This is a genomic window from Bacillus sp. ES1-5 (assembly GCF_022487605.1).
Classification (GTDB): domain Bacteria; phylum Bacillota; class Bacilli; order Bacillales; family Bacillaceae_G; genus Bacillus_A; species Bacillus_A wiedmannii.
This window is the reverse complement of record NZ_JAKVPU010000047.1, coordinates 1-542: the sequence shown is the minus strand read 5'-3', so window position 1 is coordinate 542 and position 542 is coordinate 1. Positions and strand designations below refer to the sequence as shown.

Sequence of the window (542 nt, the reverse complement as noted above, 5' to 3'; positions counted from 1 at the left end):
AGAAGAAATACTAATTACATATTATGTGAATGGTTATTTGCTCTCTAGCTATATGACTGTTGTTGATATTGATCCCTCAAATAGTGCTGTTATATGTACCGATTCATTTTATAACAGGATGAAACTGCAATTTTATAATATAATAGATGCAAAATAGAATATATTTACGTAAGCACATTTAAACCATTATAAAGGAGTGTAAACAATGCAAGAGGCTCAAATAAGAAAGAGTGCAGCAGGAGCAATTATTCATAACGATATAAATGACTATCCCTATTTAAATATACCTATGATTATCAATGAGAAAGATGGACTAACTTACGAGGTTTTAAGCGCTGGTTTTCATAATAATGATGTAGTAGCGATGATAACGACAGATGGTTTCGCTACTACTAGGGTAAATACACCGATTGTAACAGTAAAAAACAATGATGGTAGTATCCAAGCATTCCGCTTACCTTTAGAATTAGAATATTGGGTACTTTCATGTATGTCTGCTGCTTCAACAGGGAGAAACCCGTTCCCATGTAAAGTTGCATTTG

The 542-nt window shown here is 33.0% G+C and carries 2 protein-coding genes; both read left to right on the top strand.

The genetic code is table 11. From position 1 onward, the window contains the following. A partial coding sequence (locus MKO96_RS29220; RefSeq protein WP_240589348.1) for a YolD-like family protein occupies positions 1-157 on the top strand: 157 nt, incomplete at its 5' end. A gap of 48 nt (positions 158-205) precedes the next feature. Further along, positions 206-542 (top strand): hypothetical protein (locus tag MKO96_RS29215; RefSeq protein ID WP_240589347.1); only part of this gene is annotated, 337 nt, incomplete at its 3' end.